The 16,117-nt window shown below is 61.9% G+C and carries 12 protein-coding genes; 5 read left to right on the plus strand and 7 right to left on the minus strand.

All coding sequences use genetic code 11. From position 1 onward, the window contains the following. Nucleotides 1–357 precede the first annotated feature (357 nt). From HMPREF3087_RS08545 to HMPREF3087_RS08560, 4 genes are read right to left on the minus strand one after another with little or no spacing between them, the layout of a single operon-like run. Nucleotides 358–2,052: an ABC transporter family substrate-binding protein gene (locus HMPREF3087_RS08545; RefSeq protein WP_070428795.1), complete on the minus strand. Its 1,695-nt coding sequence runs from the start codon at nt 2,050–2,052 to the stop codon at nt 358–360. Between the two features lie 23 nt (nt 2,053–2,075). Then, nucleotides 2,076–4,235, minus strand: coding sequence for an ABC transporter ATP-binding protein (locus HMPREF3087_RS08550; RefSeq protein ID WP_070428796.1), 2,160 nt, complete (start codon nt 4,233–4,235; stop codon nt 2,076–2,078). Further along, nucleotides 4,228–5,205 (minus strand): ABC transporter permease, encoded by a 978-nt coding sequence (locus HMPREF3087_RS08555; protein ID WP_256173081.1) that lies wholly within the window; start codon nt 5,203–5,205, stop codon nt 4,228–4,230. Before HMPREF3087_RS08555 ends, HMPREF3087_RS08550 begins: the two co-directional genes overlap by 8 nt. Beyond that, nucleotides 5,202–6,182, minus strand: coding sequence for an ABC transporter permease (locus HMPREF3087_RS08560; protein WP_019174325.1), 981 nt, complete (start codon nt 6,180–6,182; stop codon nt 5,202–5,204). Before HMPREF3087_RS08560 ends, HMPREF3087_RS08555 begins: the two co-directional genes overlap by 4 nt. Nucleotides 6,183–6,353: 171 nt before the next feature. Between HMPREF3087_RS08560 and HMPREF3087_RS08565 the strand changes: the two genes are divergently transcribed. Beyond that, nucleotides 6,354–7,376, plus strand: a complete 1,023-nt coding sequence (locus tag HMPREF3087_RS08565; RefSeq protein WP_070428797.1) for an alpha/beta hydrolase — start codon at nt 6,354–6,356, stop codon at nt 7,374–7,376. 26 nt (nt 7,377–7,402) lie between these two features. Here HMPREF3087_RS08565 and HMPREF3087_RS08570 read toward each other — a convergent pair whose 3' ends face one another. Both HMPREF3087_RS08570 and HMPREF3087_RS08575 read right to left on the minus strand, forming a co-directional pair. Continuing rightward, a complete protein-coding gene (locus tag HMPREF3087_RS08570) occupies nt 7,403–8,884 on the minus strand; it encodes an alanine/glycine:cation symporter family protein (protein ID WP_070428798.1) in 1,482 nt (493 codons plus the stop codon). Nucleotides 8,885–9,077: 193 nt separating this feature from the next. Then, the gene (locus tag HMPREF3087_RS08575; protein ID WP_070428799.1) at nt 9,078–10,280 is read right to left on the minus strand and encodes an aminotransferase-like domain-containing protein; all 1,203 of its coding nucleotides are present in this window, start codon (nt 10,278–10,280) and stop codon (nt 9,078–9,080) included. A 129-nt stretch (nt 10,281–10,409) separates the two neighbouring features. Between HMPREF3087_RS08575 and brnQ the strand changes: the two genes are divergently transcribed. Beyond that, the gene (gene brnQ, locus HMPREF3087_RS08580) at nt 10,410–11,795 is read left to right on the plus strand and encodes a branched-chain amino acid transport system II carrier protein (RefSeq protein ID WP_070428800.1); all 1,386 of its coding nucleotides are present in this window, start codon (nt 10,410–10,412) and stop codon (nt 11,793–11,795) included. Between the two features lie 9 nt (nt 11,796–11,804). Here brnQ and HMPREF3087_RS08585 read toward each other — a convergent pair whose 3' ends face one another. Then, the gene (locus tag HMPREF3087_RS08585; RefSeq protein ID WP_176745024.1) at nt 11,805–13,538 is read right to left on the minus strand and encodes a helix-turn-helix domain-containing protein; all 1,734 of its coding nucleotides are present in this window, start codon (nt 13,536–13,538) and stop codon (nt 11,805–11,807) included. A 188-nt stretch (nt 13,539–13,726) separates the two neighbouring features. Here HMPREF3087_RS08585 and HMPREF3087_RS08590 point away from each other — a divergent pair, with 188 nt between their 5' ends. From HMPREF3087_RS08590 to HMPREF3087_RS08600, 3 genes are read left to right on the plus strand one after another with little or no spacing between them, the layout of a single operon-like run. Further along, a complete protein-coding gene (locus tag HMPREF3087_RS08590; RefSeq protein WP_083272131.1) occupies nt 13,727–14,530 on the plus strand; it encodes an N-acyl homoserine lactonase family protein in 804 nt (267 codons plus the stop codon). Nucleotides 14,531–14,539: 9 nt separating this feature from the next. Continuing rightward, the gene (locus HMPREF3087_RS08595; RefSeq protein ID WP_070428803.1) at nt 14,540–14,974 is read left to right on the plus strand and encodes an FmdB family zinc ribbon protein; all 435 of its coding nucleotides are present in this window, start codon (nt 14,540–14,542) and stop codon (nt 14,972–14,974) included. Continuing rightward, a complete protein-coding gene (locus HMPREF3087_RS08600; RefSeq protein ID WP_070428804.1) occupies nt 14,971–16,101 on the plus strand; it encodes an alcohol dehydrogenase catalytic domain-containing protein in 1,131 nt (376 codons plus the stop codon). The genes HMPREF3087_RS08595 and HMPREF3087_RS08600 overlap by 4 nt, the downstream gene beginning before the upstream one ends. Nucleotides 16,102–16,117 lie beyond the last annotated feature (16 nt).

The following is a 16,117-nucleotide window of genomic DNA, read 5'->3' on the forward strand; positions in this document are numbered from 1 at the left end:
AGTGCGTGAGTTTGGACCGCTAAGGCTGCGTTTCAGCCGCCGGCAGCCCAGCCAGCCGCCGCGAGTTCGGCCCTCTGGCAGCCAACCCGCCGGTAACCAAGCCGGACGTTGCCGATAATTCCGGCCCTCCGCCTCGTTGTTCGGCCCGGTGGTGCAGATTTGCGGTGTAATGCGTTTTCACGCGTTAATGTGGCGCTTTACGGCGTGAGTTTGCATTAGCGCGTGAGTCTGGCGTGCGGGCGCTGTGCCAACCCGCCAACCTACCGGCACAAAGAAGCGGGGCCCGGGTGTTTACCCGAGCCCCGCTTAAGCGTGTCAGCGCCAGCGCCTCAGCCTCAGCGTCGGCGCTTCAGCTGATCACTTCTTGTGGCCGACGATGGTCCAGTCCGTGGTTTCGAACTGCGCCGAACCGAGGTTCACGACGTCTTCGGAAACACCGTGGACGGTCGGGGTGGCGTAGAAGGGGATCATGACCTTTTCAGCCCAGAACTGCTTGTCCATTTCGTTGGCCAGTTCGAGGCGCTTGTCCGGGTCCGCTTCGTTCTGGGAGGCCTTGACGGCCTTGCCGATGTCTTCGTTCGAAATACCGAAGTAGTTCTGCTGCGATTCAGCCGGGTAGAACAGGTTCGCGCTCGTGGTGATCGGGAACGGGGTGCCCTGCCAGGAGAACGTCACCATGTCGAAGTTCTTCGGGGTCACGTAGTCGGTGAAGTACTTGTCAGCAGGAACGGTGTCCAGCTTGACCTTCATGCCGATCTTGTTGAGGTCGTTCATGACCTGCTTGGCGCGCTTTTCGTTCGAAGCGGTGTCAGCCGGAACGACAACCGAGAATTCGAGCTTTTCGCCGTCCTTTTCGTAGACTCCGTCGTCGTTCTTTTCGTAGCCGGCGTCCTGCAGGATCTTCTCGGCGTCTTCGGGCTTGTGCTGTGCCCAGCCGTCCGTGTTGTCCTGGTAGCCGTCCTGACCGGGCATGAACGTGTAGTTGTTGACGTTGATGACCGGAGCTTCAACCGGACCGACAGCAGCCTGGCCGATGACGTCGCGGTTGACTGCCATACCGATGGCCTCGCGAACCTTTTCGTCCTTCAGGCCCGGGCGGGTGGCGTTCATGGTCAGGTGCGTGTACATCAGACCGGTCGATTTGTAGATCTTCGCGTCGCCGCGGTTCTTAGCGGTTTCGTAGGCGTCACCGTCGGTGCCGATGTTAACGAGGTCGATTTCCTTGTTGGCGAAGGCCTGACCCTGCTGCGGCTGCGAGACCACGCGGTAGGTGATCTTGTCCAGCTTCGGCTTGTCGCCCCACCACTTGTCGTTCGGTTCCATCGTCACGGTCTTGGCACTCTTGTCGAGCTTGGTTGCCTTGAACGGACCCGAAGCCGGCACGAATTCGTCCTTGAAGCCTTCGTTGAACTTCTTGGCGTCAGACGAAACTTCGTTCGGCAGCAGCGGGAACACGTAGTTCTGCCAGTCACCGAAGACACCGTCGTAGGTGATGGTGACTTCCTTCTTGTCGGAACCGACTTCAACGGACTTGATGCTCTCCCAGCCCTGGGTGGAAGCGACCTGGTAGTCCTCCTTCTTGCCATTGGTGGCTTCCCAGAAGGCCTTGAGGTCTTCACCGTCGATCGGGGTGCCGTCGTCCCAGACAGCGTCCTTGTTGTACTTCAGCTTGACCGTGGTCGGGTCGTCGCCGGTGAGCTCCATCGACTCGATGTAGTCAGGGTTCGCTTCAGCCTTGCCCTCAGCGTCGAGCTTGATGCCGCCGCTGACGGTCGGACCGTACATGTCGTTAACGTCGACGAGGGCGCCGTCAGCCTGGCTGATGTTGAAGTTGCCGGGCCATTCCGTCAGGGGGAGGGTCAGTTCGCCGCCGTCCTGAACTTCGTCGGCTTCGGCCTTCGTCATGTCGACGTTTGGCAGTTCAGGCTGGTCGCCGCCGCCTTCGCCGCCGCCAGCTGAGCCGCTGTCGCCGCTCTGGCATGCCGACAGCACCATCGCTGCCGCCGCTGTTGCGGCTACCAGGGCGCTCAAGCGCGTCTTCTTGATTGCCATGAGTTTCCTTTCTCCGGGGTCGTTCAGACCGTAGGGTGGCTTTTCTCCAATAGCCCGCTGTTTTCCGTGTGGTGGCACGCGGCTGCCGATTCCCCAACCTTGCGCAGTTCGGGACTGACCTCTCGACACTTGGCCTGGGCGTCAGCGTCGAGCAGCTTGTAGAGGGGGCAGCGCGACACGAACGCGCACCCCGTGAATTCCTGCGTGGGCGCAGGAAGATCGCCTTCCAGAAGCACCTGGGTGCGCTTGGATTCGACCTCCGGGTCTGGAACCGGTACAGCCGAAATGAGCGCACGCGTGTACGGGTGCTTGGGGTTTTCGTAGACATCTGCCACGGGCCCGTATTCGATGATCCGGCCCAGGTACATAACGGCAATGACGTCGGAGATCTGGCGGACAACCGCGAGGTCGTGGGCAACGAAGATGTAGGACAGTCCCAGGCGGTCGCGCAGGTCTTCCAGCAGGTTGATGACACCGGCCTGAATCGACACGTCGAGTGCTGACACCGGTTCGTCCAGCACGAGCACCTTCGGGTCGGTGATGAGTGCTCGGGCAATGCCGATGCGCTGCTTCTGACCGCCGGAGAATTCGTGCGGGTAGCGCGATGCCATGCTGCGGTCGAGTCCGACCAGTTCCAGCATGTCGCCGACCCGCTTTTCGCGGTCTGCTGCTGCCACGCCGTGGGCGGTCAGCGGTTCGCCCACGATGTCGAGCACCGGCAGGCGCGGGTCGAGAGCAGCCGAGGGGTTCTGGAAGACGATCTGCACGTCCTTGCGCATTTCCCGGCGCTGCTGAGGGCTTGCGCTTTCGACGTCGATGCCGTTGATGGTGATGGTGCCCGACTGGGGTTTCTTCATCTCCATGACCTGCGTGACAGCAGTCGACTTACCGCAGCCGGATTCGCCGACTAGGCCGAGCGTCTGCCCGGTTTGCAACTCAAAGGAGATCCCGTCGACCGCGCGGACGGTGCCCACGCGGCGGCGGAATACAGCGCCCTTCGTCAGTGGGAAGTGCTTGACGAGGTCAGTCACCTCGAGCACCTTTTCCCGGCCGGAGCGGTCGACGATTTCAACCGGCTCGGGGCGCGGGAAGATCTCGTGGGCTTTCAGCGCACCCGAATCGATTTCGTCCGCCCTGATGCATGACGCGAAGTGACCCTCGGGGTCGACTGCGGATTCCGCAGCCGGCACCTCGCCGTGGACCTCCTGAAGATCCGGTTCGGCTTCAAGGCAGGCCTCGACGGCAATCGGGCAGCGCTCCGCAAAGGGGCAGCCCTTCGGCAGCGCGTTCAGCTGCGGAGGCCGACCCTCAAGCGGTACCAGGCGCTCCTTGCCGGCGGTGACGACGTTCGGCACGGAGCGCAGCAGGCCGATGGTGTACGGCATGCGAGGCCGGTAGAAGATGTCGTCAATGCTGCCGGTCTCAATGAGCTTCCCGGCGTACATGACGGCCACCTTGTCGGCGTAGCCGGCAACAACACCGAGGTCGTGGGTGATGAGGACGATGGCCGCCCCCGTGATTTCCTGTGCCTTGCGCAGAAGCTCCATGATCTGCGCCTGGATCGTCACGTCAAGTGCCGTTGTAGGTTCGTCGGCGATGATGAGGTCGGGGTCGTTCGCGATCGCAATTGCGATCATGGCTCGCTGGCGCATACCGCCGGAGTATTCGTGGGGGAAGGCGTTCGCCCGGTTTTCGGGGTCGGGAATGCCGACGGTCCGCAGCAGTTCAACCGCGCGTTCCCACGCTGCTTCCTTCGAGAGCTTGGGGTCGTGGATGATGAGCGCTTCCACAATCTGCTTGCCCACCGGGTGGACCGGGTTGAGTGCCGAAAGCGGGTCCTGGAAGACCATCGCGATGTTCGATCCGCGCAGGCGCGACATCTGGTGGTCGGTTTTGCCGATGAGCGATTCGCCCTTGTAGCGGATGTCACCGCTGATCTGCGCGGTTGACGGCAGAAGCCCCATGACCGCGGTGGATGACACCGACTTACCGGAACCGGATTCACCGACGATCGCGAGGAACTCGCCCTTCTTCACGGAGTAGCTGACTCCGCGGACGGCTTGGACGGGGGCGGACTTCCGCTGGGGGAAAGTGACGGAAAGGTTTTCGACTTCGAGGACGGGAGCCTCGTCTACAGCACCGCCCGAGGCGGTGGTCTGGGTGGAGAGTTCGGTGTCAGCCACGGTTCACTCCTGAGGTGGGGTCGATGGCATCGCGCAGAGCGTCGGCGACGACGGACACTGCTGTCAGCAGCAGTACGAGGGCGGCGGCGGGGAACAGGAAGACCCAGGGGCGGGTGACCGCGCCGGAGGTTCCCGCCGAGAGCAGGGTGCCGATTGAAATGTCAGGCGACTGCACGCCCAGGCCGAAGAACGACAGCGACGTTTCAGCCAGCACGGCTCCGACCACACCGAGGGTGGCGTCGACGATGAGCAGCGATGCGATGTTCGGGATGATGTGGCGAACCAGGATTGTGGGCGTGCCAAGGCCCATGTAGCGGGCAGCCTGGACGAATTCGGCGTTGCGCAGTGACTTGGTCTGTGCTTTCACGACCTGCGCGGTGACCATCCACGCGAACAGCGCCACGATGATGATGATCGCGACCCACGACAGTCCCTTGAGTGCGGGGGCGAACAGCAGCAGGACGAAGAACGACGGCAACACCAGCATGAAGTTGATCAGCCAGTTGATGGCCATTTCGACCTTGCCGCCCAGGTAGCCTGCGAGCGAGCCCATGATGGCCGCGATGATGGTGCCGATGATGCCGGCGGCAAGACCGATGATGATCGACTTGCGCAGGCCGACGACCACCTGGGCGTAGATGTCGTAGCCGTCGGTGTCGGTCCCGAACCAGTGTTCGGCCGAGGGCGCCTTGTTGAGGTTGAAGGCGTCCTGATCGTTCGGCCCGTAGATGTTGAAGATGTTGCCGAACACGGCGAACAGAACCATGAACGCAAGGATCGAACCGCCGATCCAGAAGCGCGGTGATGAGAACAGCCTGCGGAAGATCAGGCGGGTTCGGGACACCGGCTTGGCGTCGGCAACTGTCTTCAGGGCATCTTCGCCGATGTTGCCTGCCGGACGTTCGATGTCTGCGGTCGGTGCTGCGTTGATTGAGGGGTCTGCGTTGTGCGCGGTTTTCTTGTTCATCATGACCTCACTCGGGGGTCGAGCGCGGCGTAGAGCACTTCTGACAGCGTGGAGGAGATCAGAACGAGCACTGCCGCGAAGAAGGTGGTGCCGGCGGCCGCGTTGATGTCGGAGCCGGTGATGGAGTCAAGGGCCATCTGTCCCATGCCGTTCCAGGAGAAGATGATCTCCAGGAACGTCGAGCCGGCGAGCATGGTGCCGAAGCTGTACGCGAAGTACGTGGACATGGGGATGATGGCGACGCGCACACCGTGCTTCCACAGTGCGGTTTTGCGGGTCAGCCCCTTCGAGCGGGCCGTGCGAATGTAGTCGGCTCCCAGGACGTCGAGCATCATTGATCGCTGGTAGCGGGAGTAGATGGCCGCACCGAACACGACGAGCGCGATGGTGGGCAAGAGCATGTGGGATATCGTGTCGGCCACTTGCGGCCAGAAGCCGTGCACCCCGGGCGTTGCCGGCCCCACAAATCTGATGAGCTGTGTGCCCACCGCGTTGTTGAATCCGGTCGCGAGGATCATGAGGATGATGCCCAAGACGAACGTCGGGGTTGCGTTGATGACGTAGGTCAGCGCGGTGATGATGTTGTCGGACGCTTTGTACTGGCGGACCGCGCCCCACACGCCGATTGCCACACCCAGGAGGGCGCCGAGGATGCTGCCGACGATCAGCAGGCGCAGGCTGACAACGGAGCGGCCGAGCATTTCGGTCAGCACGGGCTGCCCGCCTACCGTTAGACCGAAGTCTGCGTGGAAGAGGATGTTGGTCGCCCAGTTCCAGGTGCGGGTGATGAGCGGAGTGTCGGGGTTGACGCCGAGTTCATCGAGTTTGGCGGTGATGGTGCTTTCGGGAAGTGGGGGATTCTTACCGCGGTAGCGCTTCGCCGGGTCCATAAAGCTGGAGGTCAGCATGTACGCGCACGTGGTTGCCAAGGCCGTGAGGATCACGTAGTTGACAACCCGCCGAAGGATGTAGGCGATCATCTGGTCTCATTGGTGTCGGGGACATTCACAGGGGGTGCCCGATGTTCTTCAATCTCGGCACCAGTGCCGTGATGTGAAGCACATCAGATGCATCGATAGTAATGCAAGTCACGGACACCTGTGGCCGAATCCTCAAAAAATCGTCAAAAAACCCTCCAGTAAAGTTGAGTCATGGAAACCTGCGAATGGCAGCGGGACATCCTCGGTCCCGGTTTTCAGCAGCTCGCCCTTCCGCTTGCCGACGGGCAGAGAGCGACACTTGTCCGGTGCGATTCGGCACTTGATGCGGCACTTGCGGCGGAGCGCGTGCCCGAAGACGAATCGGGAAGTCAGCCGGCAGGGGAAAATTTCCTGCGCGACACAGCGGTTCTCTACCTGCACGGCTGGTCAGACTACTTCTTCAACCGCCGTTTGGCGCGCCTGTGGACGAGCTTCGGCGCGCGGTTCTACGCCTTGGACCTGCGGGACTACGGCCGTAACCTGCGGCCCGGTGATCCCGACCAAATGCCCGGCTACATCGATGACCTGGCGGCCTATGACGAAGAGATTGAAGCTGCACTCGCGATCATCAGCGCAGAGAATCCGACTAGTCGGACAGTTCTTGCGGCGCACTCCACGGGAGGGCTCATTGCGGCTCTGTGGGCCAACAGAAATCCGGGCCGTCTTAAAGCACTGGCTCTCAATGCGCCGTGGCTTGAGTTTCAGTTCTCTGCGGCGGCCCGGCGGATCACCACCCCATTCCTGGGAGGCGGCAAGCGCAAGGAGAGGGCGCCTCGTGCGCTTCCGCTGGCCATCCCGAACTTCTACGTGCAGGCGGCCAGCGAGAATCACGGCGCCCCGCCGTGGGATCTGGCGCTCAAACCGCCAAACGGCTTCCCGGTTTACGGGCAGTGGCTGCGCGCGGTGTTCGACGGACACAAGGAGGTCGCGGCAGGCCTGAACATCCGCGAGCCGGTGCTCGTGCAGATCTCCCAGGAAAGCTTCCGCGGGACCTCCTACACCACGAAGATGGCGCATTCGGACATTGTGTTGGACGTTGATCGGATCGCCAGGCGCGCCGTCAGGCTGGGTCGGGAAACCGTGCTGGCCCGGGTGCCGGACGCCGTGCACGACGTCTTCCTGTCCGACCGCGCGGCTTTCGACGTTGCCGCCGATCAGCTGCGCCGCTTTGCTCGCGGCTACATCGCCGGCTGACCGCAGCTGTTCTGTGCGTTGGAGGGTCAGCCGTTCGTCTTGTCGGCCTTCTGCTGGCGGTGCTTCTCCCAGAATTCTTTGGTGGTGACTTCGTCGGTGCCGTCCCAGGCGGTCACACCGTCGAACTCGGGGAAGTCCTTCTGGTGGAAGATCGGCTCTTCTCCGCTGCGGCGCTGCTTTGTGTAGTGCTTCAGCAGCGTGAACGCCTTGTCAGACAGGATAACCACTGCGATCAGGTTGATGATCGCCATGATCGCCATGAAGATGTTCGCTGCCGTCCACACGACCTCCAGGGCAATGACGGCGCCGATGAACACTGAGACCATGACCACCAGGCGGTAGGCGAGCATTGCGCCCTTGGACTTGGTGATGAACTCGAGGTTCGATTCGCCGTAGTAGTAGTTGCCGATGATCGATGAGAACGCGAAGAAGAAGATCGCGATCGTCAGGAAGTGCACGGCCCACTGGCCCAGCTGGGCAGCCAGGGCGGTTTGGGTCAGCTGAGCGCCGACTGCTTCGTCGTATTCGGGGTTCGACAGCAGGACGATGAAACCGGTGATGGTGCACACGAGGATCGTGTCGAAGTACACGCCGAGGGCCTGGACGAGGCCCTGCTTGGCCGGGTGCGAGGCCGACGAGGTGGCAGCGGCGTTGGGCACCGAACCGATACCTGCCTCGTTGGAGAACAGACCGCGTTTGATGCCCTGGGTGATGATGACGCCGATTGCGGCACCGGACACGGATTCCATGGTGAACGCCTGCTGGACGATGAGCGCGAGCATCGGCGGGACGGCCGACAGGTTTGTGATCACTACGAGGATGCCGAGGAACAGGTACAAGACCGCCATGACCGGCACGATGAACGCGGTGACGTTGGAAATCCGCTGCACACCGCCGAGGAAGATCGCCAGGCCGGCGACACCGAGGACGATGCCGACGATTGCCTTGAAGCCGAAGCCGGGGGTGTCCATGTTGAACGAGGTGGACAGGGAATCCACGATCGAGTTCGACTGCACGGTGTTGAACACGATGCCGTAGGTGACGATCACGATGACGGCGAAAACGGAGCCGAGCCACGGGTTCTTGAGTCCGCGCGCAATGTAGTAGGCCGGTCCGCCGCGGAATGCCGCGCCGTCTTTCACTTTGTACAGCTGTCCGAGGGTCGATTCGACGAAAGCGGTGGCACCGCCGACGATTGCGGTCACCCACATCCAGAACAGGGCACCCGGTCCGCCGACTGAAATTGCCAGCGCGACACCTGCGATGTTGGCGGTGCCCACGCGTGATGCGGCAGAGATCGAGAAGGCGCGGAAGGGCGAGATGTTCTTGTTGCCGTCTTTGTCGTGACCTGCCGGTTCCTTGATGACGCGGAACATCTCCGGCAGCAGGCGCAGCTGCACAACCCCGGTGCGCACCGTGAAGTACAGGCCCAGCGGCAGCAGGGCGAACAGCAAGACCCACCCGAGCCATCCATCGACGGTCGACAGCAGTTCGTTGAAGGCTTCCATAGGGGACTCCCAAGGTTCCTGACGGGGATGAGGTGGTCACACGATGCGTCTGTTGTCGGCGCTCGCTTCTTCCACTGTAGAACGGGTTCCACTGTAGGGCAGGAAAAGGCATGGAAATGCCGGCGGGGCGTAGTGCCTGTCAGCAGCTGCGCCCCGCGGGGGAGAGTGAATAGGAGAGAAGCGAACGAAGGGATCAGCCCTGTGCCCGGTACTTTTCGAAGACGGGCGCGAGGCGGCTGAGGCCTTCGCGGATGACTTCGGGTGTGTGGGAAACGAACGATAGGCGCAGGGTGCGGTCGTCGTGGTCTGCCACGTGGAATTCTTTTCCGGGCACGTAGATGGTGCCGTGTTCGATTGCGCTGTAGACCATTTCGGAGGCCCGGTAGCCTTCTGGCAGGCGAACCCAGATGAACATGCCGCCGGTCGGTCGGTTGAATTCGGACCCTTCCGGCAGGATTTCGCCGAGCACTTCCAGCATGGTTTCCATGCGCTGCTTGTAGGCGGCGCGGTGGACGGCGATTTTCGCGTCCAGGTCGGTGGTGTCCAGGTACTGGGCGGTGATCAGCTGGTCGAGGGTTCCCGTCTGCATCGCACTGCCCTGCTTGGCCAGGCCGATGTGCGACAGGACGTCACGCGGTCCGCGCACCCAGCCCACTCGCAGACCGGGTGACAGTGTTTTCGACACCGTGTTGCACAGCAGGCTGCGGTCGGCCAGGCGCGGGTCGGCGGAAATGGGCAGGAGGTCCGAAATCTGGTCGAACCACAGGGCTGAGTAGGGGTCGTCTTCGATCAGCCAGGTTTCGCTTTCGGCGATGATGTCGGCGACCTGTTCGCGGCGGGACTGCGGCATTGTCACGCCGGTGGGGTTTTGGAAGGTGGGGATCAGGTAGACCCCGCGCGGCTGGTGTTTGCGGATCTGTTCGGCAAGGTGGTCCGGGTCGGCGCCGTCTTCGTCTACCCGAACGGGCTGGAAGTCCACACCCTGCAGTCCGAAGGCCTGGATGGCGGACATGTAGGTGGGGTTTTCCACCAGTAGAACATCGCCCTCGTTGAAGAGGGTCTGGGCGATCAGCCCGAGTCCCTGCTGGGATCCCGAGGTGATGACGACGTCTTCGGGTTCTGTGGGCAGTCCTTTGCGGGACAGTTCGCGGGCTGCTGCGGCCAGCATGCGGCTTTCGCCCATTGTGCTGCCGTATTGCAGAGCGTCACCGCCGACCGTGTCGAGCACGATGTTCGCGGCTTCGCGGATGCCTTCAACATCGAACAGTTCGGGGTCGGGGTGGCCGCCGGCGAAGCTGATGATGCCGGGGGATTCGGCAAGGTCGAAGAGTGTGCGGATAGGGGAGGCTCCAATGCCTGCCAGATGCCTGTTCAACGCTGAACGAAAATCTGTCATGAGAGGAATAGTAAGGCATCAGGAAGCGGAATGAGACACAAAAGGGGTAGTGTTCGTTCTCGAATCTGTGCCGCGGGGAAACACCCTTTTCCCCGGGGAGCTCAGACCCGCTCTAACAACGGAGATCCCGTGCCGAATCAGACTGCTCAGACCGTGCCTTTCAGAACCGTCATCGCCTTGGGGCTGATGTTCTTCGCAGTGTTCATGGGTGCGGGGAACATTATTTTCCCGCCGCTTCTGGGGCAGCAGTCCGGAACCGCGTTTCCGCTGGCGATGATCGGTTTTCTTCTGACCGGTGTGGGTCTGCCCGCACTTGCGCTTGTGGCTGTGTCCCGAGTGGGAGGGCTTGAGCGCCTGTCCGCCCGGGTCGGCCACGCCTTCGGTGTTGTGTTCACGATCATCGCCTATCTGCTGATCGGGCCGTCGTTCGGAATCCCGCGTACCGCAACCGTGTCGTACGAGGTGGGGGTTGCCCCGCTTCTGCCGAACGCGGGTGATTCGCAGTGGCCGCTGGTGCTGTATGCCCTGGTGTTCTTCAGCATCACCCTGGTGCTGGCCGCCAACCCCACAAAGATCGTCGACTGGATCGGCAAAATGCTCGCGCCGGTGCTGGTGCTGGTTATTGCGGTGTTTGCCGTGAAAGCGCTCATCAGCCCGCTGGGCGGGTTCGGTGAGCCGGTGGGCGATTATTCAAATGCGGCTCTGCAGACTGGTTTTGTGCAGGGTTATCTGACGGTTGATGCGGTTGCCGCCCTGGTGCTCGGCATTCTTGTTGTTTCCGGCTTTGCCGGTGTTGGGGTGACCAACCCGACCATCATTCGCCGGAAGATGCCGTGGGTTGTTCTCGTCATGTCGATCGGGCTGTCACTGGTCTACATTTCGCTGGGCTACATCGGAGCCACCAGCCGTTCCGCTGTGGGTGAGCAGGACAATGGCGGGGCTCTGCTTGCCGAGGTGTCGCGTGCCCTTTTCGGTGACATCGGCGGTGCTCTTCTGGCGGCTGTCATCATCATGGCCTGCCTGACCACCTCGATTGGTCTGGTGTCGTCGATGGCGGAGTTCTTCTCGGACCTTGTTCCGAAGGTGTCCTACCGTGTGTGGGCGGTCGTGTTTTCGTTCATCGGCTTCCTGTTTGCCAATGTCGGTCTGGATGCGCTCATTGCGCTTGCTCTGCCGATGCTCATGGCGGTCTACCCGGTTACTCTGGTTCTGGTGCTCCTGTACTTCTTCGAGAAACTTTTCCGAGGTGACCGTCTGGTCTACCGTCTGGCTGTCATCTTCACGGCTGTCATCAGTGTGCTCGGCGGCCTGAAAGAAGCCGGCCTGGGTGGCGAGGTGATCGATTCGATCCTCAATGCGCTGCCGTGGGGTGCTGATGGTCTCGGCTGGGTCGTGCCCGCTCTGGCGGGTGTGGCAATCGGCGTTGTCCTGCACTTTGTTTTGGGCCGTCACGATCAGGATCACACCGCCCGTCTTGACGCCCGGATGAAGGAAAAGTCCGGCGGAACGCTGTAAGAGCGGGATTCAGCTGTTGTGGGCCAGTGCCCACATTCGCAGTGCCACGTGGATGTCCAGAAATCGCGCGGGCTCTCGCCAGTCGGCTCCGAGTAGGGTGGAAATCCGCTCCATGCGCTGACGGACAGTATTCGGGTGAACGTGCAGCCTTTCCGCGCATTCAGAGACGCGCGAACCGGTTTCTGCCAGTGCCCATGCTGTCTCCAGAAGCTTGGTGCCGTGGGCGCGGTCATAGGCCCGGAGCGGCTCAATGTGTTTTAGCGGTGAATCTGCATCCGGTCGGTTTGCGAGGGCTTCGGAGAGCAGCCCGACGGTTCCCAGGTCTTCGCCGACAGCAATTCGGCCCGAAGCCCCCAGTACCTTCAGCATGCTTCGGGCGCGTTCTGCGTTGCGATGAGCTTCGTGGGCACTGGCGGGCTCTGTGAACGTGCTGCTGACTCCCGCGGTGATCCGCGGGCGCGTCCCTTGGGAATCTTTGCTGCGCACGAGTTCTTCACAGCGCTCGCCGATGCCCCTGACCCACGCTTCTTCTGGAATGAGGGCGCAGATGTGGCCGTGGTGACGGGCAACGACAGAGCGATCGGTGTGGACCAGCGCAGATCGAAGCTTTTGCAGCAGAACGGCGGAATGCTCGGCTTCGAGTTCATCGCTGCTCTCGATTGAGACGCTCAGCAGGCGGAACGGGCGGTCAGTAGAAATGCCGAGTTCCTCTACCGCCCTCTTGGTTTCTGGGTTGTGGGGGATCGTGCCCAGAAGTGTGTCGAGGAGAACGCGATCCTGCCTGACGGATTCGTCTTTCTGTGCTCGCTCCATGAGAACTGCCAGGCCCAGAAACGTGGCGATCCGCTGCAGCCTTGGAAACAGCCCTTCCGGAAGTTCGGCTTCGACTATCAGCGTTGCCAGGTGTTCGCCTCCGCCCAAGCCGCAGGCGGCTGTCACACCATCAACGGTTATCGGCTGTGCGGAGTGCCGCGCGGTCTGAATCGGCTCATGCAGGTGCGAAGGAGGTTCCTCCGTGCCCGGCAGGACCGTGACGGGCGCACCCAACAGCTGCTGCACTGTTTCTGCCGCCGATTCAGGACTGTCACCGCGCATAATCGACTCCAGCAACCTGCTTTCCAGCTGAAGGACCTCCTGGAGGTCAATCACGCGCTCAGCCTCGAGCTCATGCCGAGTGTTCAGGCGGTCTAGAGCGGCTTCGACCTCGTCAAGACGAGTCGAGTACTCCAAAGCGACAGCCGTGTGCAGTGCCAAGGTCTCAAGCACCGCTTTGATGTCCGCGCTGTATTCAACGGGATGACGGTCTGCAATCAAGAGGGCGCCGTGAGTGACGCCATGCAGAGTCATCGGCATCCCCAGAATTGAACGAACGCCTTCTCCCCGCACGCGCTTGTCGATGTCCGGAAGATGCAGAAGTCGTGGATCTTCTAGGTAGTTGATGGTTCGCACTGGCTCGCGTCCGGTCGCGGCCCGCCCGAGGACACCCGTGCCCAGTGGCATGCGGATGTCGCGGTATCCCTGCGTTCGTATGCCGACGGAATAGCGGATAAAGGTTTCGCGGCCTCGGTTGAGTGAAATGTAGGCCATGTCTGAACCGGTCAGGCGCCGCGTTCTGGTGAGGACATCGTGCATGATCAGTGAAATGTCCTGCGTGGAGGTCATCATGCGGGCGATTTCGCCGACCTCGTTGAGAAGTTCGCTGCGTTCAACGAGCGACGCAATGCTCTTTTCTAGATCGACCACGTGAGGATCATGTCCGGCTGTCAGGGCTTTAGGTGACGACATGTGAAAACCTCCACTCGGCCGCAGAAAGTATGTAGGACTTACTATATGCGGAGTGTGTTCTGTGTCATAGCGTGAATGTGACTGCTGGCAGCGACGACAGCAGTCACATTCGTCCGAATCACAGAGAGAGCACTGTCATGAGCGATATGAAACTTCATTTCCTTTCCACCGGTGTCATGGACTGCGACCTCACCTGGCTTCTGCTGGAAGGTGGGAACACCATCAAGAGCCGATCCCAGAAGAACGACCCGCCGCCATGGGGCGAAGCTCCGACGCACGCGGTCCTCATCGAAACCGACGGCCAGAAGATCCTGTGGGATACCGGTGTTGCGCGCGACTGGGAACAGAGGTGGGCTCCTATTGGCATGCAGGAGTTCTTCCCGGTGCAAGAAGACCCAGCGGGTCCCGGCTATCTTGACAGCGCCCTCGCTGATCTCGAACTGACCCCCGATGACATTGATGTCCTCGTGCTGTCTCACCTCCACTTTGACCACGCCGCCAACGCTCAGGACTTCAACAACGGCAAGACGCGCATCCTGTGCCACGCCGATGAAATCGAAGGTGTGAAGTCAATTCAGGGGGAAGGTGCCGGTGGGCACCTGGTTTCGGACTTCGCCGGACTGCCTTTCGAAGCGATTCACGGTGACGACGAAATCGCGCCCGGAGTTTCGGTCATCCACACACCGGGTCACACATGGGGAACCATGAGCCTTCGCGTTGATCTGCCCAATGATGGAACACACATCTTCACGTCCGATGCGGTGTACCTCGGGGCTTCCTGGGGGCCGCCGGCGATCGGCGCAGCCATCGTGTGGGACTCGGTTCAGTGGCTCGAGTCTGTCGACAAGCTCCGCAGGATCCAGGAGCAGACCGGGGCCAAGATGATCTTCGGCCACGATGCCGAACAGCGCAAAACCATGAAGATTTCGCCAAACGGCTACTACTCCTAAGGGGCGAGGATGATCGTTTACGACGTGAAGTGCGGTGCGGGTCATCGTTTTGAGGCGATGCTCAAAACCATGGACTCGCCAACACCAGACTGCACCTGCGGTGAGCCGACTCGGCGCATGATTACTCGCGTCAACAGAGGAAACGCAGCCTCTGCGGGACGCTCACGCGATGAAATGCCAAACACGTGGCGAGGCATCGGCAACGGCAACCGCGACCTCGTTCGCGGGTGGCACAAAGAAATGCGCAAACGCGAAAAGCTCGAAGAGAAGTATCCGGAACTCGGCGGCGACCGTCGCCCGGTCATCGCTCACGAAGGGAAGTTCGAGGCGAGTCCAGTTCGTGCCGGTGACGCTGGCAGCGATGCTCTGGCCCGGGCAGCCTTCGGCCCGGCGCCGAGCTCGGATGCGGCGACCACCGCCCAGAATTCAGGAGGTTCCCGATGAAGATCACCGGCGCAGTGCTTGAGCGCATGGATGCTGAACGGCCCTACGCGCAGTCGCAGCCCATCAGCATTTCCGAGGTCGAACTGGCAGGCCCGGGACCCACTGAAATCCTCGTGCGGATCGAAGCGGCGGGTGTCTGCCACTCTGACCTTTCGGTGGTCGACGGCAACCGCCCCCGCCCTACACCCATGCTGTTGGGGCACGAGTCGGCGGGCATTGTCGAAGAGATCGGCAGCGACGTCGAAGGCATTTCTGTGGGCGACCGGGTCAGCATGTCGTTCCTGCCGCGCTGCGGCGAATGCCGCGAGTGCCGCACAGACGGCAAACTCCCGTGCTCTGTTGGTTCGAAGACCAACAACGACGGCGTTCTGCTGCACGGTTCGGCCCACCTGACTCGTGACGGCGAGAACGTTTACCACCACCTGGGTGTAAGCGGCTTTGCCACCCACGCGGTTGTCGACGCCGCCAGCGCGGTCGTTGTGCCGCCGGAACTTCCGGCAGACATCGCGGCAGTGCTCGGCTGTGCCGTGCTGACCGGGGGAGGGGCGGTGCTCAACGCCGCCAAGCCCGGCCCGGAAGACTCCGTCATGATCGTCGGTCTGGGCGGTGTCGGCATGGCTGCCCTCATCGTGGCGCTGGCTCAAGACGTCAAAGAGGTCATCGCCGTCGACGCCCTTGAGGAAAAACTCGAGCGCGCCAAGGAACTCGGTGCTGACCGCGTTTTCACACCTCAGGAAGTCGCCGAACAGGGCATCACCGCCGACAGGGTCATCGAAGCTGCCGGCAACGCCAAAGCCTTCGAGACCGCCTACAGCGCGATCGGCTTCGGCGGGTCCATGGTGACGGTCGGCCTGCCCAACCCGGCAGCCACCTCGACAATTGCGCCCCTGGCACTGACCGCCGGGGCTCGCGAAGTCAAGGGCTCCTACCTGGGTTCGGCGGTGCCGTCCCGTGACATCCCGACCTACGCGAAGCTGTACCTGGAGGGCAAGCTGCCGGTGGATGAGCTGATCTCCTCGCGCATCCGCCTGTCCGAAATCAACGAGGCCATGGACCAGCTGGCCGACGGGCGCGCCATCCGCCAGGTGATCGTGTTCGACGAATCCGCTGAAACCGCCACGGTCTGACATTCGGGCGTACAGA

Origin of the sequence: Brevibacterium sp. HMSC22B09, from assembly GCF_001806795.1 — a bacterium.
GTDB classification, from domain to species: domain Bacteria; phylum Actinomycetota; class Actinomycetes; order Actinomycetales; family Brevibacteriaceae; genus Brevibacterium; species Brevibacterium ravenspurgense.

Excerpts from the sequence above, each read along its gene's own strand:
- HMPREF3087_RS08545 (WP_070428795.1), bottom strand. The coding sequence starts at position 2,052 with ATGGCAATCAAGAAGACGCGCTTGAGCGCCCTGGTAGCCGCAACAGCG.
- HMPREF3087_RS08555 (WP_256173081.1), bottom strand. The coding sequence starts at position 5,205 with ATGATGAACAAGAAAACCGCGCACAACGCAGACCCCTCAATCAACGCA.
- HMPREF3087_RS08560 (WP_019174325.1), bottom strand. The coding sequence starts at position 6,182 with ATGATCGCCTACATCCTTCGGCGGGTTGTCAACTACGTGATCCTCACG.
- HMPREF3087_RS08565 (WP_070428797.1), top strand. The coding sequence starts at position 6,354 with ATGGAAACCTGCGAATGGCAGCGGGACATCCTCGGTCCCGGTTTTCAG.
- HMPREF3087_RS08570 (WP_070428798.1), bottom strand. The coding sequence starts at position 8,884 with ATGGAAGCCTTCAACGAACTGCTGTCGACCGTCGATGGATGGCTCGGG.
- HMPREF3087_RS08575 (WP_070428799.1), bottom strand. The coding sequence starts at position 10,280 with ATGACAGATTTTCGTTCAGCGTTGAACAGGCATCTGGCAGGCATTGGA.
- HMPREF3087_RS08590 (WP_083272131.1), top strand. The coding sequence starts at position 13,727 with ATGAAACTTCATTTCCTTTCCACCGGTGTCATGGACTGCGACCTCACC.
- HMPREF3087_RS08595 (WP_070428803.1), top strand. The coding sequence starts at position 14,540 with ATGATCGTTTACGACGTGAAGTGCGGTGCGGGTCATCGTTTTGAGGCG.
- HMPREF3087_RS08600 (WP_070428804.1), top strand. The coding sequence starts at position 14,971 with ATGAAGATCACCGGCGCAGTGCTTGAGCGCATGGATGCTGAACGGCCC.